General features: G+C 56.7%; 23 protein-coding genes. 13 read left to right on the forward strand and 10 right to left on the reverse strand.

Annotation, left to right across the window (positions count from 1 at the left end; genetic code table 11):
- Positions 1–536: 536 nt before the first annotated feature.
- The 3 genes from ACYVG7_RS17470 to ACYVG7_RS17480 all read left to right on the forward strand — a co-directional run bounded on the left by ACYVG7_RS17470 (position 537) and on the right by ACYVG7_RS17480 (position 4,323).
- Positions 537–2,486 carry a PTS mannitol transporter subunit IICBA gene (locus ACYVG7_RS17470; protein ID WP_460884366.1) on the forward strand — a complete coding sequence of 650 codons (1,950 nt, stop codon included), beginning with the start codon at positions 537–539 and terminating at the stop codon, positions 2,484–2,486.
- Positions 2,487–2,549: 63 nt separating this feature from the next.
- Positions 2,550–3,704 (forward strand): mannitol-1-phosphate 5-dehydrogenase, encoded by a 1,155-nt coding sequence (locus tag ACYVG7_RS17475; RefSeq protein ID WP_460884367.1) that lies wholly within the window; start codon positions 2,550–2,552, stop codon positions 3,702–3,704.
- Positions 3,705–3,798: 94 nt separating this feature from the next.
- Positions 3,799–4,323, forward strand: coding sequence for an MltR family transcriptional regulator (locus tag ACYVG7_RS17480; protein WP_460884368.1), 525 nt, complete (start codon positions 3,799–3,801; stop codon positions 4,321–4,323).
- A gap of 60 nt (positions 4,324–4,383) precedes the next feature.
- On the opposite strand, the gene ACYVG7_RS17485 is transcribed toward ACYVG7_RS17480, so the two are convergent.
- Both ACYVG7_RS17485 and ACYVG7_RS17490 read right to left on the reverse strand, forming a co-directional pair.
- The gene (locus tag ACYVG7_RS17485; protein WP_460884369.1) at positions 4,384–4,950 is read right to left on the reverse strand and encodes a DJ-1 family glyoxalase III; all 567 of its coding nucleotides are present in this window, start codon (positions 4,948–4,950) and stop codon (positions 4,384–4,386) included.
- A 27-nt stretch (positions 4,951–4,977) separates the two neighbouring features.
- The gene (locus tag ACYVG7_RS17490; RefSeq protein ID WP_460884370.1) at positions 4,978–5,916 is read right to left on the reverse strand and encodes a ketopantoate reductase family protein; all 939 of its coding nucleotides are present in this window, start codon (positions 5,914–5,916) and stop codon (positions 4,978–4,980) included.
- Positions 5,917–6,190: 274 nt separating this feature from the next.
- Here ACYVG7_RS17490 and ACYVG7_RS17495 point away from each other — a divergent pair, with 274 nt between their 5' ends.
- The gene (locus ACYVG7_RS17495) at positions 6,191–6,673 is read left to right on the forward strand and encodes a YajQ family cyclic di-GMP-binding protein (protein ID WP_460884371.1); all 483 of its coding nucleotides are present in this window, start codon (positions 6,191–6,193) and stop codon (positions 6,671–6,673) included.
- Positions 6,674–6,746: 73 nt separating this feature from the next.
- Here the strand turns inward: ACYVG7_RS17495 and ACYVG7_RS17500 are convergent, their stop codons facing one another.
- The gene (locus tag ACYVG7_RS17500; RefSeq protein WP_460884372.1) at positions 6,747–7,577 is read right to left on the reverse strand and encodes a nucleoside-specific channel-forming Tsx family protein; all 831 of its coding nucleotides are present in this window, start codon (positions 7,575–7,577) and stop codon (positions 6,747–6,749) included.
- Positions 7,578–7,967: 390 nt separating this feature from the next.
- Here ACYVG7_RS17500 and ACYVG7_RS17505 point away from each other — a divergent pair, with 390 nt between their 5' ends.
- Entirely contained in the window at positions 7,968–9,209 is a 1,242-nt protein-coding gene (locus tag ACYVG7_RS17505) for an AmpG family muropeptide MFS transporter (RefSeq protein ID WP_460884373.1), read from the forward strand.
- A 66-nt stretch (positions 9,210–9,275) separates the two neighbouring features.
- Here ACYVG7_RS17505 and ACYVG7_RS17510 read toward each other — a convergent pair whose 3' ends face one another.
- The 3 genes from ACYVG7_RS17510 to rlmG are packed head-to-tail and all read right to left on the reverse strand — an operon-like array spanning position 9,276 to position 11,571.
- Positions 9,276–9,863, reverse strand: a complete 588-nt coding sequence (locus ACYVG7_RS17510; protein ID WP_460884402.1) for a peptidylprolyl isomerase — start codon at positions 9,861–9,863, stop codon at positions 9,276–9,278.
- Positions 9,860–10,432 carry a YajG family lipoprotein gene (locus ACYVG7_RS17515; RefSeq protein WP_460884374.1) on the reverse strand — a complete coding sequence of 191 codons (573 nt, stop codon included), beginning with the start codon at positions 10,430–10,432 and terminating at the stop codon, positions 9,860–9,862. Before ACYVG7_RS17515 ends, ACYVG7_RS17510 begins: the two co-directional genes overlap by 4 nt.
- A gap of 8 nt (positions 10,433–10,440) precedes the next feature.
- A complete protein-coding gene (rlmG, locus tag ACYVG7_RS17520) occupies positions 10,441–11,571 on the reverse strand; it encodes a 23S rRNA (guanine(1835)-N(2))-methyltransferase RlmG (protein ID WP_460884375.1) in 1,131 nt (376 codons plus the stop codon).
- Positions 11,572–11,675: 104 nt separating this feature from the next.
- On the opposite strand from rlmG, the gene ACYVG7_RS17525 reads away from it, so the two are divergent.
- The 3 genes from ACYVG7_RS17525 (at position 11,676) to ACYVG7_RS17535 (ending at position 14,050) form a co-directional block, all read left to right on the forward strand.
- The gene (locus ACYVG7_RS17525; protein ID WP_460884376.1) at positions 11,676–12,305 is read left to right on the forward strand and encodes an alpha-ketoglutarate-dependent dioxygenase AlkB family protein; all 630 of its coding nucleotides are present in this window, start codon (positions 11,676–11,678) and stop codon (positions 12,303–12,305) included.
- A 142-nt stretch (positions 12,306–12,447) separates the two neighbouring features.
- Positions 12,448–12,753 (forward strand): BolA family protein, encoded by a 306-nt coding sequence (locus ACYVG7_RS17530; protein ID WP_460884377.1) that lies wholly within the window; start codon positions 12,448–12,450, stop codon positions 12,751–12,753.
- Positions 12,754–13,006: 253 nt separating this feature from the next.
- Positions 13,007–14,050 (forward strand): FAD:protein FMN transferase, encoded by a 1,044-nt coding sequence (locus ACYVG7_RS17535; RefSeq protein ID WP_460884378.1) that lies wholly within the window; start codon positions 13,007–13,009, stop codon positions 14,048–14,050.
- Between the two features lie 76 nt (positions 14,051–14,126).
- Here ACYVG7_RS17535 and ACYVG7_RS17540 read toward each other — a convergent pair whose 3' ends face one another.
- Positions 14,127–16,511, reverse strand: a complete 2,385-nt coding sequence (locus ACYVG7_RS17540; RefSeq protein ID WP_460884379.1) for a LuxR C-terminal-related transcriptional regulator — start codon at positions 16,509–16,511, stop codon at positions 14,127–14,129.
- 222 nt (positions 16,512–16,733) lie between these two features.
- On the opposite strand from ACYVG7_RS17540, the gene ACYVG7_RS17545 reads away from it, so the two are divergent.
- The 4 genes from ACYVG7_RS17545 (at position 16,734) to ACYVG7_RS17560 (ending at position 22,393) form a co-directional block, all read left to right on the forward strand.
- Positions 16,734–17,831: a protein kinase family protein gene (locus tag ACYVG7_RS17545; protein ID WP_460884380.1), complete on the forward strand. Its 1,098-nt coding sequence runs from the start codon at positions 16,734–16,736 to the stop codon at positions 17,829–17,831.
- Between the two features lie 234 nt (positions 17,832–18,065).
- Entirely contained in the window at positions 18,066–18,875 is an 810-nt protein-coding gene (locus tag ACYVG7_RS17550) for a MipA/OmpV family protein (protein ID WP_460884381.1), read from the forward strand.
- 54 nt (positions 18,876–18,929) lie between these two features.
- Entirely contained in the window at positions 18,930–20,477 is a 1,548-nt protein-coding gene (locus tag ACYVG7_RS17555; protein WP_460884382.1) for an MltF family protein, read from the forward strand.
- A 281-nt stretch (positions 20,478–20,758) separates the two neighbouring features.
- Entirely contained in the window at positions 20,759–22,393 is a 1,635-nt protein-coding gene (locus ACYVG7_RS17560) for a methyl-accepting chemotaxis protein (RefSeq protein ID WP_460884383.1), read from the forward strand.
- A 184-nt stretch (positions 22,394–22,577) separates the two neighbouring features.
- Here the strand turns inward: ACYVG7_RS17560 and ACYVG7_RS17565 are convergent, their stop codons facing one another.
- Positions 22,578–24,071: an AGE family epimerase/isomerase gene (locus tag ACYVG7_RS17565; RefSeq protein ID WP_460884384.1), complete on the reverse strand. Its 1,494-nt coding sequence runs from the start codon at positions 24,069–24,071 to the stop codon at positions 22,578–22,580.
- Between the two features lie 317 nt (positions 24,072–24,388).
- Between ACYVG7_RS17565 and ACYVG7_RS17570 the strand changes: the two genes are divergently transcribed.
- Positions 24,389–25,024: a LysE family translocator gene (locus ACYVG7_RS17570; protein ID WP_460884385.1), complete on the forward strand. Its 636-nt coding sequence runs from the start codon at positions 24,389–24,391 to the stop codon at positions 25,022–25,024.
- Positions 25,025–25,090: 66 nt separating this feature from the next.
- Here the strand turns inward: ACYVG7_RS17570 and ACYVG7_RS17575 are convergent, their stop codons facing one another.
- Both ACYVG7_RS17575 and ACYVG7_RS17580 read right to left on the reverse strand, forming a co-directional pair.
- A complete protein-coding gene (locus tag ACYVG7_RS17575) occupies positions 25,091–25,555 on the reverse strand; it encodes an NfeD family protein (RefSeq protein ID WP_460884386.1) in 465 nt (154 codons plus the stop codon).
- Positions 25,543–26,523, reverse strand: coding sequence for an SPFH domain-containing protein (locus tag ACYVG7_RS17580; RefSeq protein WP_460884387.1), 981 nt, complete (start codon positions 26,521–26,523; stop codon positions 25,543–25,545). The genes ACYVG7_RS17575 and ACYVG7_RS17580 overlap by 13 nt, the downstream gene beginning before the upstream one ends.
- Positions 26,524–26,587: the final 64 nt, after the last annotated feature.

Below are 26,587 nucleotides of genomic sequence, written 5' to 3' on the forward strand. Positions count from 1 at the left end.
AAAAGAAAGACGCTATAAACGCGGGCAGAAAAATAGTGATCGGCATGATGTTATTGGCCGATCGACATGATGTTATTAGCCAGGCGCAGGGATAAATCCGCAATGCCTGCGGGGAATGGTGCGCGATTCGATATTTCGATTCATTTGAAAACAGCTTCTGAGTGAAATCTATGGCAACGGACCCGAAAGGAGGGCGCTCAAATAGTGCTCAATTGGCTATATTTGTCGATTTCGTGACGCGGATCACCTTGACGGGGTGCGTGGCAGGAGGGGTTGTGTGTGATACGCATCACATAAAAGTGCTGATTTAACGCCTTCATTACAATTCACAGGCTTAAATTCGTGATCTGGATCTCTGCTCTGTCGGGGCTAACCCTGCGGTATGGTGACCCGGATCGCAAAAAAAACCCGTCATCGGCAACGTTTTCAGGAGAGTGGTACATTCAAGGTGCACGAAGTTCAGGAGTTCCAGGTTCGGCAAAACCTGGTCTCCCCACCACTCAACCATTCAACAAAGCTTCAAACGGGGTGTTGTTATGCTATCACCAGATACTAAGGTCAAGATACAGAATTTTGGCCGCTTCCTGTCCAACATGGTCATGCCAAATATAGGGGCGTTTATCGCCTGGGGCTTTCTGACCGCCTTATTTATTCCGACCGGCTGGTTGCCCAATGAGGCACTGGCCAAGATGGTCGGCCCTATGATTACCTACCTGCTGCCGCTGCTGATTGGGTATACCGGCGGTAAGCTGGTCGGTGGTGAACGTGGCGGTATCGTCGGCGCCGTGACCACCATGGGGGTGATCGTCGGTACCGATATTCCCATGTTCATGGGTGCCATGATGGTTGGTCCTCTGGGCGGCTGGGTGATCAAGCGTTTTGACCGTGTGATTGATGGCAAAGTCAAAAGCGGTTTTGAAATGCTGGTCAACAATTTCTCGGCCGGCATTATCGGCATGTTGCTGGCAATACTCTCCTTCTACCTCATAGGCCCCTTTGTCAAACTGCTCTCCGGCATGCTGGCGGGTGGGGTTGCGGTGTTGGTGGAAAACCACCTGCTGCCTCTGACCTCGATTTTTGTCGAACCGGCGAAGATCCTGTTCCTGAACAACGCCATCAACCACGGCATCTTCTCGCCACTGGGGATCCAGCAGGCGACCGAGCATGGCAAGTCGATTTTCTTCCTGATCGAAGCCAACCCGGGTCCTGGGTTCGGTATTCTGCTGGCCTACATGGTATTTGGGCGTGGTAATGCCAAGCAATCCGCTGCCGGTGCTTCCATCATCCATTTTCTGGGGGGGATCCACGAGATTTACTTCCCGTACGTCCTGATGAACCCGCGTCTGATCCTGGCGGTGATTGCCGGTGGTATGACCGGGGTCTTCACCCTGACCCTGTTTGACGCCGGTCTGGTTTCTCCGGCCTCTCCAGGCTCCATCTTTGCTGTGTTGCTGATGACGCCAAAAGATTCTCTGCTGGGTGTTCTGGCCGCAATCCTGGCCGCTACGACGGTCTCCTTCCTGGTGGCGGCGCTGTTCCTGCGCGTGCAACAACCGAGCTCCCAACATGAGGATGACTTGGATGGCGCCACCCGCAAGATGAAGGCGATGAAGGCGGGCAGCAAGGGTGCTGTTCCGGCTGCCGCCAAGTCTTCGGCAACCACTTCTGCCACCTCGGGCCCGATGAACTATCAAGGGATCGAACGCATCGTGGTGGCCTGTGATGCCGGTATGGGATCCAGTGCCATGGGAGCCAGCCTGCTGCGCAAGAAAGTGCAAGAGGCCGGTCTGCCCATCAAGGTGACCAACTTGGCGATCAACAATCTGGACGAGAGTGCCGATCTGGTGATTACCCACCGGGACTTGACCGAGCGGGCTCGTCGCCATGCACCTCACGCCCGCCATATTTCCCTGGATAATTTTCTGGATAATGGGCTCTATCAGGGGCTTATCAGTAGCCTCAAGGCGGCCAATGACGATCAGTATCAGCAGACGCTATCCATTGCCGCCAATGACGATGACTACCAAGCGACCACGACACCGCTATTCACTCTGAGTGCGGACAATATTCGTCTGGGCTTGCATGCCAAGGACAAAGAAACCGCGATTCGGGTGGCGGGCGAGATGCTGGTCAAGGGAGGCTATGTCGAGCCGGAATATATTACTGCCATGCTGCAACGGGAGCAGTTGGTGTCTACCTATCTGGGAGAATCGATTGCCGTTCCCCACGGCACCATTGAAGCAAAAGACAAGGTCAAGCGTACTGGAGTGGTGATCTGCCAATACCCGGCTGGCGTGCAGTTCGGTGCGGATAAGGATGATGTTGCCCGCCTGGTCATCGGCATCGCGGCCGGCAATGACGAGCATATACAGGTGATTACCAACCTGACCAATGCGCTGGATGATCCCTCATTGATCGAGCAACTGGCGACAACCCGGGATCCGCAGTTTGTGCTGGATCTGCTGAGTGGTCATCGCGCCGCCTGATTACAGGGGTGTGGTGCCCCGGGTGCCACACCCGTCACTCTCTTTGCTTCAAGGAATCTAGATATGAAAGCCCTGCATTTTGGTGCTGGAAACATTGGTCGTGGTTTTATCGGTAAATTGCTGGCGGAGTCGAAGGCGGAACTCACCTTCGCCGATGCCAATGCCGAGCTGGTGGATCAGCTCAACCACTCCCAACAATATAAGGTGCATGTGGTCGGCAGCCAGCATCAGATTGATGTGGTCAGCCGCATAGTAGCGGTCAACGCCAATAGCGGTGAGGTGATTGATCGGATCCGCCAGGCGGATCTCATCACCACCGCCGTAGGTCCCATGATCCTGGACAAGATCGCGGCGACCTTGGCCAGCGGTCTGCAGCTACGTTTTGATGATGGCAATCTGACACCGTTGAACATTATTGCTTGTGAAAACATGGTGCGCGGTACCACCCACCTCAAGAGCGCAGTACTGGCGCGTCTGCCCGAGGCTTACCATGAGCGGTTGGAGCAGTGTGTCGGCTTTGTGGATTCGGCGGTGGATCGGATAGTGCCTCCTGCCGCGGCGGCGAACGATGATCCGCTGGAGGTCACGGTCGAAAGCTTTAGTGAATGGATCGTCGATCAAACCCAGTTTAAGGGACAAGTCCCGGCGGTGACGGGCATGGAATTGACTGGCAATCTGATTGCCTTCGTCGAGCGCAAGCTGTTTACCCTGAATACTGGCCACTGCATCACCGCCTATCTCGGTGCTTTGGCGGGTTACAGCACCATTCGGGAGGCGATTGCCGATGTGGTTATTCAGGAGAAGGTGCGCCGAGCCATGCAACAAAGTGGTGAAGTGCTGGTCCGTCGCTATGGCTTTGATCGTCAGCTGCACCATGCCTATATCGAGAAGATCCTCGGTCGTTTTGCCAATCCCTATCTGGTGGACGAGATCGACCGGGTCGGACGCCAGCCCCTGCGCAAGCTGGGTGCGGATGATCGGTTGATCAAACCCTTGCTGGGCACTCTGGAATACGGTCTGGAGCATGATGCCCTGCTGGAAGGGATTGCGGCGGCGCTGTGCTATCGCAACGAGACCGATCCGCAAGCGGTTGAGTTACAACAGATGATCCAGAATGAGGGCGTTGCCAGTACACTGGTGCGAGTAACCGGACTGGGCTTGTATGAGCCGCAGATCCTGCAGATTGTGCGCCTGTATCAGGATATGAAAAATCGATGAGATAAAGCGTGGGCAAGAATAGCCCGAATCGGATGGCGGCAGGTATGGCAACCGCCGCCATCATCACTGGTCTTCCCGAATAAAATAACAATCTATGACTTATGTAACCCAAGAAGATGAACTCTTCGAACGCCTGGCTCCGGCAGATAACCCGCGAGGATTTTTTCTCGAAGTGGTTGCGGTGATCGAAGAAGGCGCGGACCACCTGTTACGCAGTGCGTTTCGGCAGGAAGAGTTTGCGGTCAAATATGCGATTGAACCGCTGTTGAATCGACAGGGGCCTCTTTCCGAGCTGAGCGTACGGCTGAAATTGATGCTGGCGCTGGGGATGTTCTCTCTGGAGACCTACCAGGACCTGGAGCTCTGTATCAAATTACGGGACTGGTTGGGGGATGATATTCGCAATTACCGCTTCAGTGATGAGGCGCTGTTTACCCGTCTCAAACGTCTGCATTGCTTTCAGAGTCTGGGGATCCCCGAACTACCGACTCTGGCCGCCGATGATGACAAGCTGTTATACCAGATGCAGCTGGATCGGCAGGACCAGATGGTTCGTTCCGCTTTGCTATTGAGCATTGCCACTATCGTGCAGGAACTGGGAAAAGAGAGTCCTATCTGAACAAGATGCTGGCGATGGAGTCGGCACCGAACCGAGTCTCCACCGCCGCTGCTGTTTGCCTTATTTCAACAACATGCCTGCTGCCACCTTGTCGGCTATGGTATCGCCTTCCAGAACCCGTACCGCTGCCAACGCAAACGCCATGCTGGTGCCAGGTCCCTGGCTGGTAATCAGCCGTTCAGGCTCATCCACCACGACCGCCTGGGCGATGAAGCCGCTGGCTGGTAATTGTCCTTCGGTGCCCGGATAGCCGGTGACCTTGGCCGGGCCAATCAGATCATGATGTGCCAGCACCAGCGCCGGTGAGGCACAGATAGCCGCCCGCCAGCCGCCGCGCGCCCGTTGCGCCTTGAGCATGTGGATAAGCAGCGGATTGTCGCGCAGGTATTCAGCGCCTGGCAGACCGCCAGGGAGCAGGATGAGATCAAACGGCTGCTCGGCAACCGACTCCAGCAGTACATCGGCGACCAACTTGACGCCGCGGGAGGCGGTGATCTGCAAGCGCCCCTGGGGACAAATGGAGGCCGCTGTGACCTGGATGCCACCGCGAACTAGCGTATCGATGCTGGCAACGGCTTCCAGCTCTTCACAGCCGGGGGCCAGTACCACTAACGCGTGATGGGACATAATGACTCCTTGGCCGTATCGGCCCTGTCAGATGGAAAAATTTGAGATACCCGAAGCAATAGGGCTCCGATGGCTGATGGCATCATACAACTGCTGGTGCAAAGGCATATGCAGACCCAGCGGTTGGGCCTCGCGCAAGATATAGCCGGTGATATAGTCGATTTCGGTGGGGCGTCCGGCGACTAAGTCCTGCTGCATGGAGGAGTAGTTTGACGCTGTGGCTGCGGCGACCGCCATCACCCGGGAGACCCAGGCTTCCTCGGGCAGGTTGAACCCTTCGCGCTGGAGCAGGGGCATGAGTTCGTGACAGAGCGCTTCCACCTCTTCCTGACGGGTGAGCAGAGAGCCGTTGGTTTCGCCGCTCAAGGCGGTCAGCGGGTTGATGATGGCGTTGATGACCAACTTCTCCCATTGCTTCATGCGGATCTCATCACTCCAGGCCGCGTGGGGCAGGGCTTGTGCCAGCACATCCACCACACCTCGCCAGTCGTTCCCTGCGGCGTTGCCGGCTCCGAACCAGGTTTCCCCACTGCCAGTATGGCGAAACTCCTCGGCGCTCAGACGCAAGGCGCCATTACTGGTGATGCCGATCAGGAGCGGATTAGCAGGGAAGGCGCGTTTGACCCAGGCTTCGGTGCCCATGCCGTTATGTAACAGCAGTATCGGTGTGGCCTCCGGCAATTGGCCGATGAGAGGCTCCATCGCAACTTGCACCTGGTACACCTTGGTGGTGACCAGGAGCAGGCTGATGTTGGCTGCATCTTTGGTTTGCAAGAAATCAGGGTTGAATTCATGATGCTGGCCTTCAAGATCCCACCAGCTCAGCAGCAGGGGGTGTTTCACCTCTTGGGGCACCTGCTGGGGAGGAAAGGTACGCAACAGGCTGACCTGATGTCCGGCTTGTGCCAGTAGTCCGGCCATGACGCCTCCCAGTGCTCCGCAGCCGAACAGGGTCCAGTGCTTCATCTTCCTTCTCCCGTGATTATCATCGTCAGTCGGCTTCGCGCGCACTTATCGGCGAAGTCACCCTCTACCATATTAGGCATAGAATCGGTATGGCCCCACTGTTTCGGCAGCCCCCGTCGGTACCCGGTGGGGGCATGGCCTGGTGCCGGATCCTAGCGGTCAGGAATTATGGTTCCGAATGGTGTCCTTTGCAGGATTCTAACAGAGAGACCCATTCAGTGTTGTGCTCTTTTCTGATAGATTACCGGCCTTTATATGAACACAGGAACCTATCATGCCCTCTTTTGACATCGTCTCTGAAGTAGCCATGAACGAGGTGCAGAATGCGGTGGAGAATGCCAATCGCGAACTGCAGACCCGTTTCGATTTTCGTGGTGTGGAAGCCTCATTCGAATTGAATAAAGAGGTGATTAAACTGGCTGCGGATGCTGATTTCCAGCTCAAGCAGATGGTTGAAATTCTGCGTGACAAGGTGATCAAGCGCAATATTGACGCCAGTTGCCTGGATATTGGCGAGCCGGAACACTCGGGACGCCGCTATTTCCTGGAAGTCACTCTCAAGGAAGGCATTGAAAGCGATATGGCCAAGAAGCTGGTCAAGCTGATCAAGGATTCCAAGGTCAAGGTTCAAGCGGCCATTCAGGGTGATGAAGTACGGGTCACCGGCAAGAAGCGCGATGATTTGCAAGACGTGATGGCGCTGGTCCGCGGTGCCGATCTGGGGCAACCCTTCCAGTTCACCAACTTCCGCGATTAAGCCTCAAGCCTGGCTGATAAGATAAAAAAAACCGGAGCATCTGCTCCGGTTTTTTGTTATCGCAACGGGGCGATTAGAACTTGTAGGTCACATCGAAATAGTGACCGAAGCCGGTGGTGTCCTGATTCCCGATCGGGCTGCCATCTTTGACCAGTGCCATATCTTTGAAGTACTTCAGACCGTAACCGACGGCATAACGGTCGGAATGCCAGTAAATACCGTTGAACCACTCCATGGAGGTGGAGCTGTGCAGGCCGTCATCACTTACATCGTTAGCGCCAAACTTATAGTCCAGGTAACCCTGATAGGCGATGAAGGAGCCGTTACTGAAGTTGGCGAATGGTTTGAACCAATTGGTGGAGACCATATAGCCATCCCACTGGTTTTCATTGGCCGCGCCATAGTTTTCACGAACATAACGGGCATAGGCATTCAGACCCATCTTACCGAACCAGGGCATCTCCACATCGGAACCGATACCGATGTAGTGTTCAAACAGTGCCTTGTCGCCGATGTTATTGACGTTGGCAATGTATAACTCTTTCACTGGACCGAAGGAGAGATCCTTGCCAGTCAAACCATCCAGAGACATACGCGGGGCAATTTTGGCGAACATGTTGTCGCCGCCGTGGCGATCATCACTGTTGCTCTGGAACAGGTCGAAGAAATCGACGTAGCCATACAGATCGAAAATGCCGGAGCGGCCCCCGAATTCCATTTCGGCATAGGTGTCATCCTGGGCACCGAACGGGATCTTGGCGCCTTGGCTGCGCATCAGGTTGAACTGCATCCACTTGTAATCATTTTTATGGGTATTGCCATCGCTGTAATCGGCGGCAAACGCCGGGGTCGCCATGGCAGCAGCCACAGTGATCGCCAGCAGGGTAGCGTTGAATTTGGCCATTTTGTTTCTCTCGTCTCGTAACGTTCTTGTTGGATTCCGTAGCGCTCATTTTTATTAAACTCAAAAGCGCGGCGGCATTTTATTGTGCGCCACCTCTCATGAGAAGCCGTAGCCCCTGAAAATCGTTGGCGAACCGCGCGATTTTTGCATTTTTTTCCAGCATAACGAGAGGAAAGCTGAAAAGTGGCTATTAAATAAACGTTTTCCTCCACACTTCGTGACATCAACGTGCAGGTCAAATAGGCGAGGTGGTCGATGGGGATGCCTTCCTGAAGCACAACGGTGTCGCCGACCCTGTGTCTACAAGGGTTCATCCGGACTCGAGTTGGCACAAACCGGAGGCTTGCGGTAAGGTAAGCGGCTCTTTCCACCGTTAATTTGAATGCCTCCATGAGTGATAAATCCTGGGTGGAACTCCTGTTCTCCCGTCGCATGCTGATCTGTGTCTTCACCGGTTTTAGCTCGGGTCTGCCCCTCTATCTGCTGATCAATCTCATCCCCGCTTGGCTCAAGACCGAAGGGGTGGATATCAAGACCATCGGTTTTTTTGCCTTGATCCAGTTTCCCTACACCTGGAAGTTCATCTGGTCACCGCTGATTGATCGCTTTCCAGTCCTGGGGATGGGACGGCGTCGTGGCTGGATGCTGGTGACCCAAGTGGCGTTGCTGGCGGCCATTGCTGGCTTTGGTTGCTTCACTCCGCAGATGGATACCTGGAGCATCGCCTATCTGGCGCTCGGGGTAGCGTTCTTCAGTGCCAGTCAGGACATAGTGCTGGATGCCTTTCGCCGGGAAATTCTCGATGATGAGGTGCTGGGATTGGGGAATGCGGTGCACGTGAATGCCTATCGCATCGCCGGGCTGGTGCCGGGTTCGCTGTCGCTGATCCTGGCGGATCATCTGCCCTGGTCGCAGGTTTTTCTTATTACCGCGCTGTTTATGGTACCGGGGCTGTTGTTGACCGTGTGGGTGCGGGAGCCGCAACTGGCTCGAGCTCCCAAGACCTTGCGTGAAGCTGTGGTCGAACCCTTCCATGAATTTATCAGCCGTCAGGGCTGGCGTAGCGCCTTGCTCATCTTGTCCTTCATCTTCTTCTACAAGCTGGGTGACAGCATGGCCACGGCGCTGGCCACGCCGTTTTATATGGAGATGGGCTTCTCCAAGACCGAGATCGGCATTATCGCCAAAAACGTTGGGCTCTGGGCCAGCGTCATCGGTGGGCTGCTCGGCGGCTTATGGATGATTAAATTGGGCATCAACCGCGCCTTGTGGTTGTTCGGGGTGGTGCAGCTGGTGTCGATCCTGGGATTTGTCTGGTTGACTGGAACCGGCCCGGATCTTGTGGCGTTGGGGTTGGTGATTGGTTTCGAGGCCCTGGGGGTGGGGCTTGGAACGGCGGCGTTTACCGCCTTTATCGCCCGGACCACGGATCCGCGCTATACCGCGACCCAGTTTGCGCTGTTTACCTCGCTGGCGGCTGTGCCGCGCACCTTTTTCAATGCCAGTACCGGCTACCTGGTCGCCCAATATGGCTGGAGCGGTTTTTTCTGGATCTGCACCGCATTGGCAGTCCCCGGAATGCTGTTGCTGTTCAAGGTAGCGCCCTGGCGGGAAGCGTCATCTCAGCCTTGACCTTGTTGTCGATATAAAAAAACCGCCAGAGATGGCGGTTTTTTGTTTGCGACCTTGGCCAGTGCGTTATTTCTTCAGACTGACTCGCTTGATAAAGATTGGCTCAACCGGGACATCGCTAGCCCCTAGTTTCCCTTCATCACCGGTTGGTTGCTGGGCAATTTTATCCAGCACGTCCAGCCCCTGGGTCACATGACCGAACACCGTATAGCCGTCACCCATGCCGGCATCCAGCGACAGGTTATCCCGCAGGTTGAAGTAGAACTGGCGGGTGGCACTGTCCGGATCCTGGGTGCGGGCCATGGCGATGGTGCCGCGCTGGTTGGAGAGGCCATTGCGGGCTTCGTTGACCACTGGCGCTTTGGTTGCCAGCATCTGGAAGTTGGCATCATAGCCACCGCCTTGCGCCACAAATCCCGGGATCACCCGGTGAAACAGTGAACCGTCGTAGCTGCCATCCTGCACATAGCTCAGGAAGTTGGCCACTGACTTGGGTGCCTTGGTGGCATCCAGCTCGATGGTCAAAGTGCCATAGCTGGTTTCCATCAACACGATGGGATTGTGTGTTGCCGGATGAGCCGGCGCCGGGTTTTTGGCTGCAGCACAGGCCAGGGCGGGGAGCAGTAACAGGGTCAGTAACCAGTGTTTCATCAGTAGCTACTTCCCTTGATGTAGTTGCGCAGTTGGCTGTCTTGCAGCATCTCGTTGAGCAAGGAGGAGATGTGTTCATTTAGTTGCAGTTCGATATCGCCGATATCTGGCTGGGTTGCACTCTCTTTCATCGCCGACTTGCGATATTCCTTGGTGATGGAGGCGCCATTGCGTTCAGCCTTCAGCTTGATTTTCAGGCTGACCCGGCTCTTGTAGACCAGGCCGGGCTTGGTGATTTCTGATTGCATCTCATCGACGATCAGTGTCAGGTGGGTATCGCCTTGTGCGGAGATCTGGGCGCCTTGGGCGGCAAGCCCTTTACCTAGACGATCGGCCATTACGGCACCTGGGGTGATGTTGTTCGGGATCAGAACTTCTGGATCTTTCTTGATTTTGATCTTGATGATCTGGCTACCCAGACGGGTGTCCTGATTGTCGATGGCAATGGTATTGCCGCTGTAGATATTATCCGGTTGATCATTGATTTGCGGGTTCAGGCTGGCACTTTCCGGCCAGGTGGTGGCACAGCCACCGAGAGTCAGAGCGAGCAAGGCAAACAGTATGCTTTTCATGTGAACTCCTAAGATTTGGTTGCGCGTAAAATAACAAACTTTTGGTTAGAGGCAATACAGTCGACCTTGCCAAATAAACGTTGCAGCTTGATGTGATAGCCCAGATGGCGGTTCCCCACGATCCACAACTCGCCGCCGGAAACCAGGCAACGTTCGGCATCACAGAACATCTGCCAGGCTAGTTGGTCGGTAATGGTTTGTTGCTGATGAAACGGCGGATTGCACAACACGGCTTGCAAGGAATCAGTGGCGACCTGTTCCAGGCTATTGCCAAGCATAAATTGGCAGCGAGCCAAATCGGTCGGACGATTGGTTTCGACATTCAACCGGCTGGAGGCGATGGCCATATGGGATTCGTCGATAAACAGCAGTTGAGCATTCGGGTTGTTCATCAAGGCACTCAAGCCAATCACCCCGTTGCCACAGCCCAGATCGGCGATGGTACCTTCCAGTCCACTAGGCAGATGGGCCATGAAGAGGCGAGCGCCAATATCCAGACTGCCGCGGGAGAAGACGTTGGCATGGTTATGAATGCGATAGCCGCTGTCATCCAATTCCCATATTGTCGGGTAGGGATTGGCCAAGGCCGGGCGCTCCACCACCTGGGTGTGGATCAATCGGGATTTTTTCCAGGCCAGAGAGGTTTTGGTGGGCCCCAGGATCTGTTCAAACAGTGCCAGGGTGGAGTTATGGATCTCCCGGGTCTTGCCACCCGCCAGTATCCGGGTTTGCGGAGTCACCACCTGGCGCAAAGCCAGCAACTGCTGCTCCAGCAGAGCCAGCGTCTTGGGGATCTTGATCACCGCCAATGCCGGGACCGCGGGTAGCGGGTCGAGGGAGCCTAATAGTGTGACTGATTCCACGGTAAGCCCGTTGGCCAGCAGATTGCGGCGTGTGGCTTCTTGGCTCAGGAACGAGTCGCTGATACTGACGGGATTGCAGGTGTGCAAGGCACAGCTCAGAGCACCAAAGCCGTCGTTGAAGATCAGCACCGGGGCCGTCGAGGCATCGCTCAACCAGGGGGCCAACTCCTGCATCAGATATTCGTCGGTGGCATCCCACGCCTGCAGGTTGGCATCCTGGCTGACGGGATAGCGCTCCAGCGTCAGGCATCGGCCTGCCAATTCAACTTGGTTCATGACTCACTCATTACAGACAGAATGGATTAACGGGCGCTATTCTACCTGCTCGGCCCGGATCCACCAATGTTCCTGGTCTCGGGAATAACAGGAGGAATGGGCGCATGACGCTGGAACATCCGCTTTTCGCACCCGCAGAGCCGCTGACAATAGGCGCCGAGCCCGGGAACTGGCTGTCGCTGCCGGATGGCGACCTACTGTGGTGGCCGGGGTTTCTGGGCGCGCCGCAGGCCAGTGCCTTGCAACAGCGTTTGCAGGCCGAGATTGCGTGGCGTCATGAGCAGATCCGGCTGTTCGGCCGCTGGCACTGGCAGCCTCGACTCATCGCCTGGTTTGGCGCACGGGATTACCGCTATTCGGGCTTGACCTTGCAGGCGCAGGATCTGCCAGCCTGCTTGCTGCCGATCCAGCAGGCGTGCGAGCAGGCGACCGGAAGCCCCTTCAACAGCCTGTTGCTTAACTGCTATCGGGATGGCCAGGATGGCATGGGCTGGCATGCCGATGATGAGGCGGAGCTGGGGGAGAACCCGGTAATCGCCTCCTTAAGCCTGGGTCAGAGTCGCCGTTTTGTGCTTCGGCACCGACAAAGTGGCGAGAAACGGGAATTTCTGCTGCAGCATGGTGATCTACTGGTGATGGCCGGTGCTATGCAGCACCATTGGCAACATGCCTTGCCCAAGACCCGGCGCGTCTGTGCGGAGCGCATTAATCTGACATTTCGGTATCTCTACTGACGCATCCGGCCTGTGATCACTGTATGTTGTGCGTCGATCCGATCTTGAGTCCGACCATGGCTCTGGGTATGGTGCTGGGCGTCCGGATCCAGAGTTGGTTTATCATCGTCGTCATCTCATCATCGTTATCAGGAGTCTTGCCATGTCGATGCAGCAGCAGATAGAGCAAAAATTGCAGCAGGCTTTTACCCCGAACCATCTGGAGGTTCTCAACGAAAGCCATATGCATCGTGTCGAGCCGGGCTCCGAGAGTCACTTCAACGTGATTCTGGTCAGTTCAGCCTTCGAAGGGCAACGCCTGCTGGCGCGTCATCGCGCGGTGAATCAGGTTCTGGCCACCGAGTTGGCCGGTATCATCCACGCTCTGGCCCTGCATACCTATACCCCGGCAGAATGGGAGCAGCAGGGAGCGGCACCGCGCACCCCCTCTTGTGTCGGTAAGCCCTGAGCCCAGCGGCAGAATGTCGGATTACTACCTGTCGTCTTTGCGGCAAATCGGTCGTCATCGCTGGCATCAACCAGCTGAAAACCACTGTCAGGGCGGGTGGAATGCCTGCTGATGGGCGATCTGTGGCTTGGGTGCTGATTGGCCCCTTCCTTGCTCGGCATCCCGTAACATGTCGCGGCGATGTGCTGGCAACAAGGCTCAACGAGTGTGCAGCGCCCCTTCGGTGCTGCTCACTCCCAGTAAGGAGAATAACGTGAACCGTCATCAAGTATGTGTGCGTGGCCTGATCCTCTGCGGCCTGTTGTTGTTGCTGGGCTGCAAGGAGGCACCCTCTTCGGCGTTGCCGGAGTTGAAAGTCAGCGGCCCGACCATGGGGACCCACTATGCGGTCAAGGTGGTCGGCGACTACCCGGGTGGCGAGCCGCAACTGCAGCATGAAGTCGAGCAGATCCTGCAGCGTATCGATCATCAGCTATCGACCTACAAGCCGGATTCCGAGCTCTCCCGATTCAACCAGCATCAAGCCACCACACCGGTCGAAATCTCCCAGGATCTGGCCGATGTGCTGATCGAAGGCCTGCGGGTTGGCAAGATGACGGGCGGCGCCATGGACATTACGGTCGGGCCGCTGGTGAATCTGTGGGGGTTCGGTCCGGATAAGCGTCCGACCAAGATCCCGAGTGAACAACAGATCGCCGCCGCTCGGTTGCGGACCGGTCTGGATAAATTGCATGTCGAGATCGGCAGCGACAAAGCGACGGTACGCAAGGATATTCCGGATCTGTATGTGGATCTCTCGACCCTGGGCGAAGGCTATGCCGCCGATCAGGTTGCGGCCTGGCTGGATGGCCGCGGCATCAAAAATTACATGGTTGAGATTGCCGGAGCCTTGCGACTCAAGGGGCACAACGGCCAGGGCGACTTGTGGCGCATTGCGGTCGAGAAACCCGGTGACGAGCTGGGACAGGTACAAAACGTGTTGACGCCCGGGGATAACGGCATCAGTACCGCCGGCAGCTATCGCAACTACTACGAACTCGATGGCCAACGTTTCTCCCATATTATCGATCCGGCCACCGGTAAGCCATTGACGCACAAGCTAGTGTCAGTGACCGTGATTGCGCCGAGTGCTCTGTATACCGATGCGTTGGATACCGGTTTGATGGTGATGGGGGCTGACAAGGCACTAATTTTTGCCAACGAGCATAATCTGCCCATTTACACCCTGACCAAGACTGACGACGGCTTCAAGGTGCGCTTTAGCCGGGCATTTGCCGCTTACCAACCTAAACCTTAGGCCATCACTTTAAGCCATAACCCATGCCGCTGTGGCGGCTGGTTATCGGGAGCTGGCGCTCTGGGTACTCGAGTCGCTATTTCCCAACCAGCCGCTGCCGGGCGACGGCTTGGGCCTCGGCCCGGGTGCGCACCCCGAGTTTGGCATACAGATGATTGATATGGGTCTTGATGGTCGAGGGGGCCACAAACAGCTGTTGCGCCATCTGTTCATTGCTCAGTCCCTGAGCGATCAGCCGCAGGATCTGCCATTGCCGGAGGCTTAGATCATCGTCTGCGGAATGTGCTTGCGGATCCCGCAAGGGGCGGGTCAACAGATCCAGTGTCTGCTGGATGAAGCTGAGCAGACTGGGCCGGATCTGTGTCCAGCGCGCCAGCTCCTGCAGCGGGGCTACCACCTTGGGGCCAGCCAGCAGCAGCGGAATAAAGGCCGCCCGACCAGCCAGCCAGCTCAGTAGTTGCTGCCATGATTCCAGTGAGCCATCGCCTTGTAGCAGTTGCAGGAGTTGGAATTGCTGGGCTAACCAAACCACCTGCCACTCCTCGGCCAACGTCTGCAGTTGCTGTAACTCCTGGCGCGGTTTGGGCGTGCCGCGTAACTGAGCCAGCCAGCCATAGAGCAAGTTATCCAGCAGATCATAGAGATCATCCACCTGGGTATGCCAGGGACTGCGTAATGCCAGCCGCTCCAGTGCCGCTTGGTCATCCCGTTGTTGATAACCCAGAGCCAGGGTATAACCAACCCGGAATCGCCACAGTCGGCAATATTGCTGACTGAATCGTTGTTGCTCCAGTTGCTCCAGGCGGCTGGGGAGTTCGGCCATATCTCCGCGCCAGATCAGGGTCAGGCAACGGTGGGCCAGATAGGGCAGTTGCCAGTAATCACCGAGCCCAGCGCTCATGGATTTGCCTTGCTGTAACCAGTAATCGGCTTGATCCGGTTGTCCCTGATAGAGCGCCAGCTCGGCCTGTAAGCGGTAATAGGATTCGAGGATCGGATCTTCGATCAGCGCCTGCTGTTCGGCAAACTCCAACCCCAGTTGCAGGACTTTGCCGCTTTGCTGCCAATCCCCCTGATAGAAATGAAGTTGGGCCAGGCGATACCAGCCCACCAGCTTGAGGTGGTATTGCTGCTGGCAATCGGCCCAGCTCACCAGCAATTCCAGCATGGCGCGCGCCCGGCTCAGTTGGCCGGTATAGAGCAGACAACTGGCCTGGGTCAGCTGATAGGGCGCTTGCAAGGATTGCGGCAGATCATCCAGTGCGGCCAACTGGGTTATGGCGCATTGCAGATGATCAAAGTTGAAGCTGACCATTGCCTTGAGCAGTCGGGCGCTGCGGGCTTCGGCCTCGGGCAAGGGGTGCGCCATCAGACGGTTGAGCAGCTCTTCGGCGCGATCCGAACGCCGCGAGACTTCCATCTCCAGCCAGGCTTGCAACAGACAGAGCCCCGGTTGTTGCTGTAACCAGAGTCGAGGCAGAGCGGCCAGACGGGAGGCCAGCCAGGAACCATGGCTCTGCTCCAGGCAGCTCAGTCCGATGCGCGAGAGCAAAGACAGCTCCAGTTGCGGCAGAGGCTCGGCCGGTAGCAGCTCGATAATCTCGCTCAAGGGGAGGTCAGCCAGTAACTGACTCAGCGGCTCCCAATCGAGGTGCGGCTGCTCGCGCCAGACCCTCAACAGCTGGGCAATCCAGGGCTGCCAACGATCGCCTTGTGCCTCTTCGAGCAACCAGCCGGCATTGAGCAACAGGCAGCGCAGTGGCTGCCACTGTCCGCGGCTACAACCGGCCAACTGCAACAAGCGCGCCTCATCCAGTTGCCGATAGTCGGCCTGGAGCGCTAGCGCTTCGGGTAGTGGAGCAGGTAACTGATTCAGGGTTTGTGCCAGATACTCCAGTCCCCAGCGCTCCAGCAAGGCTGCGGTATTGCCTGCGCAAGCACGGGCTTGTTGCCAGAGCTGCCAGGCCAGTGGCCACTCGTCCAGGAACGGCAACCAGGGTTCTGCTTCGGCGATGGAGATCCCCTGGCTCGACAGCCACATCGCCAACTCGGGCTCACCCCAGCTCAGATAGTTGGCATCCAATCGTAACGGGGTCAGCCCGCCGGTTCTGAGTTGTCCTTCCAGGGCGGCGCAGGGGGCAGAAACCAGCAGAGCCGGTTGCGAGGGATGACTGAGCAGCCAGGTGGCCAGCACCTGTTGTTGCGCGGTGGGCAGAGCATCGAGTTCGGCCAACAGCAGACCTTGGTCTTGCGGCAGCTGCGGCCATAGCGACACCGGGTGTGGCCATCGATCCGTCAGATCCCGACACAGAGTGGCCTGATCGTAGCCGTGAGGGGCACAGACACAGACGAGGGTGTGATGCTCTAAGGCATGCAGCAACGTCGACAAACGGGGGACAACCCGAGCATCGACCGCCGTAGGAGCGAGAGACAGGGGCTGGGCTGAGGGCTGCATCATCATGGTGGACTCGGGTGCCGGAATTGAACCGGAGTTAATCGAATATTGGCTATCTTAGCGCTATAAACAATGGACTCAATGCGCCAGGCCCTGTTTCCACCCTCAGCTTCCATCACAGTGGCGGATACTCCTCCCGTCGCGAACGACCAGAATGAAGGTGGCAAGATGAATTGGAAGTCATCCCGCTCCTCGTTGTCCCTGTCATTACCCGGAAGGATCTTTACCATGAATGCTCATGTCCATGCCCGCCAACAAGCACAGCTGGGCTTTGTTGCCAGCGATCAGAACCTGATCGTGGGCGATAGTGCTAACTGCCCGTTGACGCCTGCCGAACTCGCTCGATTGCCTGTGGATTCGCCGCTGGTGCTGGAACACTTTGGCGGCGGCTTGACGGCGCAGGTGCTGCATTTGTGTGTCGGTGGCGTGCATTACACCCTGAAACAGCGGCGGTCCGAGGCTCTGGTGCGTAACATCAATGGCGAGACTTCGTTTTTGAACGAGGTCCAGCGTCGCGCCGATTTTACCCGTCTCAAAGCGGATCCGGCCTGGGCGAAGCGCCTGACCCACATAGTTCCTACCCTGTATGCCGATTATCGCTTGGGGATCATCCTCTCGCCCTGGCTGCCGGGGCGGCCGCTCGATCACTTCAATGCAGATATTTTTCGCCAGATCCTGAGCACTGTCGTGGCCTGTGAGGAGGCCGGACTGATGGAATGGGATCTGTGTCCAGGGAATATCATCGAGGAGCAGGGCCAGATTGGCTTGTTCGATTTCGGCTATATGTACCCATTTGATCCCTTGGTGGACTTCAACAGCAATGGCCAGAGCGATCCGCTGTTTCATGCCTGTGAGCGCTTCGAGACCCGAAACTTCTTTGGCTGGTTGTTACGGCATAGCCAGGCCATGGATACAGCGGCACAACTGGCTCTGTATCGAGAATTGAAAGAGGTGGCTCTCGAGGTGTATCAGCAGAAGCTGGCTTGGTTGCAGAGCCAGAATGCTTCTCCGGCGGTATTAGCCTGGGTGCTCTCTTTCATCAACCGCTGGCAACAGGCGTTGCAGGATCCGGACGCGCTGCAGAGCCTATTTGAGGTCGAGAACTTCCGTTCGCAAGTGCTGGATATTGAAGATGACCTGCACGGCAAGAGCTGTTCGCGTTTCACTCTGCAGCGGCTGGATTTTGTCGAGCAGTGCATTCGCTCGCGGTTTGTGGCGCTACAGGAGGGTGGGGCCCTGTTTTATGACAACGCCGGCAAGAGTCAGACGGAATTGTTGACGTTATACGCGCAGAAGCGACGGCTGGCGCAGCAATACCAACTCTGAACACCCATGCGGCCTCTATCGAGGCCGTTTTTTTATTCGAATATGATAGAAATGGGCTAGTACCGGATAAATCATCGGGCTGAGAATTTCATCATCACAGATCCTGAATCGGTATCGGACGGATAGGGGCCAGATCGGGTACATTAACGAGAGTCAAAGGTGCCTCCGCCACCACGGGTGAGTGGCCGCTATGAGTGGCGAGCAAGGACGATAATGCCAATACAGGAGTTTGAGATGCAAAGGATGATGCGAATAGTGGCCATCGGTTTGGCCTGCCTGTCAGGGGCGAGTCAGCCAGTGGTCGCGATAGGGATGTCACTGGATGATGTGGTACCGAATTTTTTCGGCGTCGGCGCTGGGGTCACCACCGAGTGGTACGGTGCCAGTGACAGCATGGCGGGTGCGGTACCGGGGGCCCGGATCAGCTTGGATGGCGGCCGTTTTGTCGAATGGTATGGCCCCTATGCCGATGCCAATCTCATCACGGATGATCATTGGGAAGCGGGTCCAGTGCTGAATATCCGCCTGGGGCGCAGTGATGTGACGGACCCCGTGGTGGCGACCCTACCGGAGATCGGCATGGGCTTGGAGGCCGGTGGCTATGTGGGCTGGCACTATCTGCAGATGTCCGGGATCCCCTATCGGGTCCGCGCGGGCGTGATGGCGACCAAAAGTGTGCTGGGTCAGACCGAAGGCAGCAGTATCAGCCCGTTTGCCAGCGTCTGGGTGCCTTTGAGTTATACCCTGTTTGTGGGGTTGGGAACTGGCTTTAGTTGGTCCGATGACGACTATATGCAACAGTCGTTCAGTATCAATGGCGCGGATGCGGCCGTCAGTGGCCTGCCTCAGTTCGAGGCGGGTTCGGGCCTGCGTCAGGTCTATCTCTGGCCCGCCGTGATGTGGCGTGTCTCGGAGCGTTGGATGTTGGGGAGCGGCATCTTCTGCCAGCATCTGCTGGGGGATGCGGCGAACAGTCCGATTGTCAGCGAACGTGGGGATCGGGATCAGTGGTCGGGTGGTGTGGGCATCGGTTACCTCTGGTAGTCCTTTGATCCTGAGGCTTTGGGGTCTGTGGTGTGGCAAATGGAGTTGCAGTGGATGTGGCGTAAGCGGTGGGTGGTATTGCTGGTTGTTCTGTTGCTGGGTGCCGGTTTGTGGTGGTTGCTCAAGCCTGGAGTCGCCCCTCCGGAGGAGGAGGCGTTTGCGGAGGCCGTGGCTCTGGCTACCGAGTCTGCGCTTGGCGAGTCGGCACTCGATCCTGATGTGACCCGGCGGGCTGAATCCATCCCGGCCTATTGGGACAGATTGGCTCAGCCGTTGTTTGGCGACTGGCCCGAGATCCGCAAGCGGCGGATTTTACGGGTGCTGGTGCCTTACAGTCGGACCTTCTTCTACAACGATAATGGCCGTACTCGTGGCATCAGCGCCGATGTGTTGGCAGAGCTGGAGCTTTACCTCAACAAGACGCTGAAAACCGGGCGTCATCCGATTTCTGTGCTGGCCATACCTGTCGAGCGTGACCAACTGATCTCCGGGGTGGTGGAGGGGTTGGGCGATGTGGCGATTGGTAACCTGACGGTGACGCCCCAGCGCCAAACTGAGGTCGATTTTGTACGTCAGCTTGGCCATCACCAGAATGAAGTGCTGGTGGCATCGGCTGCGGCCCCCCAACTCCAAGATGAACGGGATCTGGCAACACGAATGCTGGCGGTTCGTCGCTCCAGTAGCTATTTCAGCAGCATCGAAAAACTCAATGGACGCTTGATCAAAGCGGGACGGCCACGGGCGGAAGCCTTGATTGTTCCCGAAGCGCTGGAGGATGAGGATCTGCTGGAGATGCTGCATGCCGGTCTCATCGATTTTTCTATCATGGATGACTGGAAGGCTCGTTTGTGGCAATCGGTCTATCCACAAATCCGCATCTATCCTGAGCTTGTGTTGCGGGAACAGGCGCAGATCGGCTGGGCCATTCGCCTCCAGAGCCCCAAGTTGGCGGCGTTGCTGGCTGGGTTCCAGCAGAGTGCGAAAAAACAGCACCTGATGGAGCTGAAGTTTGCTGAATATCAGCAACGGATTGCCCGTCAGGGGCCGGTACATGGGATCAGCGAGTGGCGTAAGGTCAAACCCATTCATGAGCTGTTTCGACGTTACGGGCTGGATTACCGCTTCGATCATCTGATGCTGTTGGCGCAGGGTTATCAGGAGTCGCGGCTGGATCAGCAACAACGTTCGGCTCGTGGTGCCATCGGCGTCATGCAATTGATGCCACCGACCGGGGATGCGATGCAGGTCGGCGATATCCGGCAGCTGGAGCCCAATATCCATGCCGGGGTCAAGTATATGCGCCAGATGCATGACAAGTATTTCGCGGCGCCCGAGATTGATGAGATGAATCAGACCCTGTTTTCGTTGGCCGCCTATAATGCCGGTCCAACTGCCATTGCGCGTATGCGGCAAAAGGCCCGAGAGCAGGGACGGGATCCTAATCGCTGGTTTGGTCAGGTCGAGGTGGTCGTCGCCCGTGAGCTGGGGGCTGAGCCGGTGCGCTATGTCCGGAACATCCTGAAGTATTATGTCGCCTATCGACAGATAACCTGGCACCAGCAATTACGGACGACGGCTAAATCGCAAGCGCGTCGCGGATAAGTCGTTGCCATGGCTCTCCGTTTGGCGTGGCCTCTATGGAGTCCTTTTTTGTTTTAGCTGATGATCGAGGGTCCACTCAACGCTTTCTGGCCGTGTAGCTTGTTGCTGGGGATCACCAGTAGGCAGGTCTTGCGTCAGAAATAGCGTGCGTCAGCCCTGCCATCTGGTTCGGCTGAACTATAGTAAAGGCAGTTGTGTGAGTAAAAACAGGATGATGGATGTCAATGGTGGTTTTCTCGCACCAGTTTCATCAGGTCAGCGGATAGTAAAGGGGATGAGGTATGTTGTTTAACGCTATGAGTATTCGCATCAAGGCGGCATTTGGTCTGGTGCTGTTAACCCTGTTTATCCTGGCCATTGGTGGGATCAACTACTTTGCGCTGGATCGGTTACAAGGCAATACCCAATTATTTGCCGGCACCTTGATGCCCGGACAGGGTGTGGTGATTAACGCGGATCGGGATTTGTACCAAGCTTTGACGGCACAACAAGATTTTCTGCTGGCGCAAGGCAAGGGCGACAAGGCGGCGGGGTACAAGCAGGATTTTGCCGAAAATGTTCAACAAGCCAAAGAGCGGATGGAAAAATTTCTAACCTTGATGGCGGATTATCCTGAGGTGACCGGGCAACTGCAGCAGTTTCTTGAACTATTCAGCAGCTGGCAGGCGGGAGCTGAGCAGGTCTTTACGCTGGCGGAACAAGGCAACCTCGAAGACGCCACTAGGTTGCATCACGATCTGGGAGACAAGTTTTCCACGCTGCGTGAACAATACAATCTGGCCGGTGAGCTGGATGAAAAACTGGCCGAGACATTGCATCAAGCTTCTGATGAGATGGCGGATAGCACTCAATTCTGGACCCTGGCTTTGCTGGTCTTCTCACTCGTTATCGGGATGTTACTGATCTACTTCGGTCCCAAGCTGATTGTGGACGCGATTCTGGCGGTCTATGAGAAGGTTGAAGATATTAGTCGTGGTGAGGGCGATTTGGTCAGCCGCTTGCCGGTGACCTCTAAGGATGAGTTGGGCAAGCTATCCCGTGGTTTCAACCGCTTTTTGGATCAGTTGCAGAGCTTGATTCGGGAGCTGCTCGGTGACGTTAACTGTCTGGAAGAGAGTACCGGCGGTTTACGGCAGATTTCGGTACAGGTGGACCATATCAGTGAGAGTCAGCGAGTCCAGCTGGCATCCCTGGTCACGGCATTTAATGAAATCAATCAAGCGGTGCATGATATATCGCGCCACGCCCAGCAGACCTCTGATCAAACCCACCACGCCCAGAGCAGCGCGACTCAGGGGATGGAGTTGCTGAATCGCAACGTTGAAATGAATCGTCAGTTATCCGGCAGTATTCAGGATGCGGCCAAGATGGTGGCCCAACTGGCGGATGAATCTGAAAAAATCACCTCGGTACTGGATGTGATCCGCGGGATTGCCGAGCAGACCAACCTATTGGCCTTGAATGCGGCGATCGAGGCGGCTCGTGCCGGTGAGCAAGGCCGCGGATTTGCTGTCGTCGCCGATGAAGTGCGGACCCTGGCTAGCCGGACCCAGCGCTCCACCGAGGATATCCAGAAGATGATTGCGTCGCTGAAACAAGGAGTGCAAAGCGCGGTGCAGGCGATGGATCGAGGCAGCCAGCAAATGGGCGAAACCTTGGGCATGGTAGATAAGAGCCGGGATTCCCTGACGGAGATCCAGCAATTGGTGACTCAGGTCTTAGATATGAATTTCCAGATTGCATCGGCAACCGAGCAGCAGGGTGCCGTGATGGATGAGGTCAATCGCAGTGTGTCCGAGCTCAATAGTTTGACCGAAGAGGGAGCCGCGCTTTCTGGCACCGTGATGCAGACCGGTAATGACCTCAGCGAATTGGCCCAACAGTTGGCTAGTCGAGTCCGTCAATTCAAGGTTTAGCCCATGCTATGCTGCGGTATGACAGACGGAGTCTCGACGCCGCCAAACCACAAGGAGCGCATAAGCGCTCCTTTTTTTATCGTTTCGTGTTCCTCCGCCGGCTGGTTTGACGAGAGGCAACTAGGTGGATCTGTTGCGCCGTGTATTTCAACAGCAGGGGGCCGGTGAGGGCCCCCATTTCCCTCTAGTGCAGTTGTTTAATGGTGGCTTGCCACAGCGGCAAGCCTGAGGGCGAGGTGCCGACAGCTTTGGCATCCGTAATGTCACCGCGGTAGTAATAGATGGGTTGCGACGGTGCAATCTGGATGGGCGTGGCAAAGTAGAGGGTCATGGCCTGATGCTGAAAGCCATTGCCAGTCAGATAACCAATCAGGGCATGTTCCAGGGAGTGATAGCCATTTTTCCACAGATGGACCTTGGCGCTGCCCCGGTCACTAATCCAGCCCCAGACTTCGCCGTGCTCCTGATCGACAAAGGCGCTGAACCAGCTTGGCCAGGTCAGATAGAGATATTGTCGTGGCATGGCCTGCTGCAGACCCAAAGTGGCAGCAGCCTGATCCAGCTCGGCATATTCCCACCAGGCACTGCCATCTCGACCATCGCCATTGCCCCACCAGCCCACCACATCGTTGGCATGCTGGGGATCGACCGCTTCTGGCAGCGGGATATTTTTCAGCAGATCCTGGCGGTAGGCGCGCTTGAGAATGTTGTAGATCCCGCCCTCGGCAAACTGCTGGAGCAGGATGTCATTTCGCTGCCGAGCCACCAGATAGAGCATCCAGAAGCTCTTGATGGTGTGACCAAAATCGGCGTGGCGGGCATCAGCCGCACGGCCTGAGTCATCATGGATATAACCAAAAAATCGTTGCTCTTGCGGGTAGTAGAAGTCGCGGACTATGGCGGTGCAGAGCCAGCCCATCTGATCGCTCCAGCGCTGCTGCTCCTTGGCCGGGAGTAGGGGCGTGAGCAGCACCATGTAGGCGTTGAGCTGATCGAGTTGCGCCACCAGCTCCACCTGCTGATCGGCCTGGTGGCTGGCCGGATACCAGGTCAGGCGTTGCTGTTTTTCATCCCGATAGTGAGTGAAGATGTAGTTGTGCACTTTTTCGACGTCCGCTAATACCGCCGGATCCCGGGTCAGGTAGTAGTAGAACGCCATGCCGAGTTGGGCATAGGCCAGATCCTGACTGGTGCGATCCTCGGGCTGATCGGCTGGCTGACCATTCTTGAATTTTCCGATCACATCGCCATTGGGTAACAGTGCCTTATGGCGGATAAAATCTACCCCTTGCCGCGCTAACTCCAATGCTTTGGGATCACCGGTCATATGGAAGATGACGCCATAGGCAAACGTCTGGCGGGAGACCATCCGCGTCCACTGATAAGGGAAGCCCTCCTTGATCCAATCGGGTGCCTGAGCCAGCTCCGGGCACAGAGTGGCGGTCGCCGAAAGCAACTGCTCGGTGCTCGGCGCCGAGGCATCGTTACATAGAAAGCTGGGGAATGCGCCGTCTGGCACAGCAGCTGCGGCCTTATACCAGAAGGGGGCCAGATCCTGTTTCACATGGTTCAGCCACTGCTGCCCGGCATAGAGCTCGGCCTGAGTTGTGAATGAGAGGGTTATACCGAGTAGCAACAGGGGGAGTTGCCGCCAATGAATAAGCGTGCGTCGAGTCATGCAGGTCTCCTTGGTCATGAACAGATCGGCAATGCCGATGGCTGAGGTCGAGGAACAGTGTGCCGTAACGACTACCCCCGGACTTGATTCGTTGCGCCAATCGCTGTGTGAGTATGCGGCGACATCAGTCGATGGTTATCTGGTTGATTTGTACTCAGGTTACGCGTCGGGCTCAGGCCCTGATGTGAGTCCTGACACACTGCGGCTGTATTCGACCCCCGAAATCCACCCACCAGATGTGTATGGATCCGCTTGCCCTGCCAGCGGTAATTTGTTGCACTGATTTTCAGGAATGTTCAGTCACAGGAATGGCCTCCATGTTTGGTACTCATGATCTCTGGTTATTTATCGTCTCTGGGTTTGTTCTGAATGTGACTCCGGGGCCGGATAATATCTACATCGCGGCACGCAGCCTGCAACAGGGTTGGCGCGCAGGTATGGTGGCCAGTCTGGGGATTGGTTGTGGCGTTTTTGTCCATGTCCTAGCCGCTGCGCTTGGTTTGGCCGCTCTGCTGGCTGCATCGGCCATGGCGTTTCTGGTGGTGAAACTGGTGGGGGCTGCTTACCTGCTATGGTTGGGATTTGGCCTGTTGCGGGCCAAGGTGCAAAGCCAGGCAGTGCCCTCGCACGAGCTATCTTTGCCGCTGTGGCGCATCTTTCGCCAGGGTTTTATTACCAATGTGCTGAATCCCAAGGTGGCGCTGTTTTTCCTGGCTTTCGTTCCCCAATTCATTAGCCATGACGCTCCCAGCAAGATGCTGGCGTTTATTTTTCTGGGTGCGCTCTTCGATGTGAATTCCATGCTGTGGTGCGCGGTATTGGCGTGGTTCAGTGCCAAGGCTGGTCACCGACTACGGCAGAGTCAGGGCTGGAGTCACTGGCTGAATCGTACTGTCGGCGGCATGTTCGTGCTGCTGGGTATCCGTCTGGCATTGGTTGAGCAGGGCAGTTGACGCATTGAGCGGCTATCCCCTCGACAGTGAGCCACCGAGGGGATGCGCAAAGATACACCTCGGCCTTTAGTCCTGAGGCTCGAGGGCTTCCACAATCAGGGTAATCCCATCCACTGCCGTCACCCGTACAGCCGCCCCGGCAACCAGATGTTGCTTGCAACGAACCGGCCAGACGCTGTCACCGAGTCGAACCCGGCTTAAGCCATTCACCACGTCCTGTTGCAGGATGGCCTCTTGCCCCAGCCATTGTTGGGGGCGCTGATTGAGCTGACTGGCTGGGTCATGGTGCTTGCCTTGCAATCGTTGCCGTTGCCAGTACCACCAGCCGCCGGTAAACAGCAAGGCCAGGATCGAAAACAGCAGCCACTGTCCGACCCAGCCTAGTGGTAGTAGGGCGACCAGGCTGGCCACGCTGAGTGCTGCCAGTCCTAGCCATAGCAAGTAACCGGCCCCGCCCAGCAGCTCGAGGATGAGCAGGGCACCGCCCAGGATCAGCCAGTGAAGCCAGGTCAGTTCGGTCAGGAACGCCATCCAGTGGTCTCCTCATGGGGGGCGGCCGAGTGTGTGGCCTGGTTCGGTTTATTATTCGTGGTCGACTTGAACAGTTCGCTGATACCGCCAATGGCACCGATGAGGGAGCTGGCCTCCAGCGGCATCATGATGATCTTGCTATTCGGGCTGTCACCAATGCGGGTCAGGGCTTCGGTATATTTTTGCGCCACGAAGTAGTTGATCGCCTGGCTACTGCCCTTGGCAATGGCCTCGGAGACCATCTCAGTGGCGCGGGCTTCTGCCTCGGCTTGTCGCTCCCGCGCTTCGGCGGCGAGGAAGGCGGCCTGACGTTCCCCTTCGGCCTTGAGGATCTGCGATTGTTTTTCGCCCTCGGCCTTGAGGATCCGTGACTGCCGTACCCCTTCGGCTTCGAGGATCTCGGCGCGCTTCTGCCGCTCGGCCTTCATCTGGGCATTCATTGCCTCGATCAAATCCAGCGGCGGTTTGACGTCGCGGATTTCGATCCGGGTAAACTTGACACCCCACGGGCTGGTGGCCGCATCCATGGTCATCAGCAGCTTTTCGTTGATGGTGTCGCGCTGGGAGAGCATCTGATCGAGCTCCATGGCGCCGAGCACGGTGCGGATATTGGTCATAGTCAGGTTGCGAATGGCCTGCATCAGATCGCTCACCTCGTAGGCCGCCTTGTGCGCCTCGATCACCTGTACGAAGCTCACCGCATCGATGGTGACGTTGGCGTTGTCGCGACTGATCACCTCCTGGGGCGGGATATCCATCACCTGCTCCATCATATTGATGCGGCGTCCCACCTTGTCGACAAAGGGGATCAAGATATTGAACCCAGGTTGCAGAGTGCCGGTATAGCGGCCGAAGCGCTCAACCGTCCAGTTGAAGCCCTGTGGTACTATCTTGACGCCGGCTTGAATGAATATGATCACGGCGGCAACCACCACTATGATCCCGATCAAATTGCCATCTGGCAGCATGGTTTGTTCCTCAGTCTGTGAAGGGAGAGCTCGTTGAGACTCGATCCTACTCCCTTTCCTGTTC

The organism is Pseudaeromonas pectinilytica (genome assembly GCF_054780855.1).

What these genes read in the sequence shown, in the direction of transcription:
- ACYVG7_RS17530 (WP_460884377.1), top strand. Translation starts at nt 12,448, where the DNA reads ATGTCGATGCAGCAGCAGATAGAGCAAAAATTGCAGCAGGCTTTTACC.
- ACYVG7_RS17490 (WP_460884370.1), bottom strand. Translation starts at nt 5,916, where the DNA reads ATGAAGCACTGGACCCTGTTCGGCTGCGGAGCACTGGGAGGCGTCATG.
- rlmG (WP_460884375.1), bottom strand. Translation starts at nt 11,571, where the DNA reads ATGAACCAAGTTGAATTGGCAGGCCGATGCCTGACGCTGGAGCGCTAT.
- ACYVG7_RS17555 (WP_460884382.1), top strand. Translation starts at nt 18,930, where the DNA reads ATGTGGCGTAAGCGGTGGGTGGTATTGCTGGTTGTTCTGTTGCTGGGT.
- ACYVG7_RS17470 (WP_460884366.1), top strand. Translation starts at nt 537, where the DNA reads ATGCTATCACCAGATACTAAGGTCAAGATACAGAATTTTGGCCGCTTC.
- ACYVG7_RS17515 (WP_460884374.1), bottom strand. Translation starts at nt 10,432, where the DNA reads ATGAAAAGCATACTGTTTGCCTTGCTCGCTCTGACTCTCGGTGGCTGT.
- ACYVG7_RS17475 (WP_460884367.1), top strand. Translation starts at nt 2,550, where the DNA reads ATGAAAGCCCTGCATTTTGGTGCTGGAAACATTGGTCGTGGTTTTATC.
- ACYVG7_RS17580 (WP_460884387.1), bottom strand. Translation starts at nt 26,523, where the DNA reads ATGCTGCCAGATGGCAATTTGATCGGGATCATAGTGGTGGTTGCCGCC.
- ACYVG7_RS17485 (WP_460884369.1), bottom strand. Translation starts at nt 4,950, where the DNA reads ATGTCCCATCACGCGTTAGTGGTACTGGCCCCCGGCTGTGAAGAGCTG.
- ACYVG7_RS17480 (WP_460884368.1), top strand. Translation starts at nt 3,799, where the DNA reads ATGACTTATGTAACCCAAGAAGATGAACTCTTCGAACGCCTGGCTCCG.
- ACYVG7_RS17505 (WP_460884373.1), top strand. Translation starts at nt 7,968, where the DNA reads ATGAGTGATAAATCCTGGGTGGAACTCCTGTTCTCCCGTCGCATGCTG.
- ACYVG7_RS17500 (WP_460884372.1), bottom strand. Translation starts at nt 7,577, where the DNA reads ATGGCCAAATTCAACGCTACCCTGCTGGCGATCACTGTGGCTGCTGCC.
- ACYVG7_RS17570 (WP_460884385.1), top strand. Translation starts at nt 24,389, where the DNA reads ATGTTTGGTACTCATGATCTCTGGTTATTTATCGTCTCTGGGTTTGTT.
- ACYVG7_RS17565 (WP_460884384.1), bottom strand. Translation starts at nt 24,071, where the DNA reads ATGACTCGACGCACGCTTATTCATTGGCGGCAACTCCCCCTGTTGCTA.
- ACYVG7_RS17525 (WP_460884376.1), top strand. Translation starts at nt 11,676, where the DNA reads ATGACGCTGGAACATCCGCTTTTCGCACCCGCAGAGCCGCTGACAATA.
- ACYVG7_RS17550 (WP_460884381.1), top strand. Translation starts at nt 18,066, where the DNA reads ATGCAAAGGATGATGCGAATAGTGGCCATCGGTTTGGCCTGCCTGTCA.
- ACYVG7_RS17575 (WP_460884386.1), bottom strand. Translation starts at nt 25,555, where the DNA reads ATGGCGTTCCTGACCGAACTGACCTGGCTTCACTGGCTGATCCTGGGC.
- ACYVG7_RS17560 (WP_460884383.1), top strand. Translation starts at nt 20,759, where the DNA reads ATGTTGTTTAACGCTATGAGTATTCGCATCAAGGCGGCATTTGGTCTG.
- ACYVG7_RS17540 (WP_460884379.1), bottom strand. Translation starts at nt 16,511, where the DNA reads ATGATGATGCAGCCCTCAGCCCAGCCCCTGTCTCTCGCTCCTACGGCG.
- ACYVG7_RS17495 (WP_460884371.1), top strand. Translation starts at nt 6,191, where the DNA reads ATGCCCTCTTTTGACATCGTCTCTGAAGTAGCCATGAACGAGGTGCAG.
- ACYVG7_RS17545 (WP_460884380.1), top strand. Translation starts at nt 16,734, where the DNA reads ATGAATGCTCATGTCCATGCCCGCCAACAAGCACAGCTGGGCTTTGTT.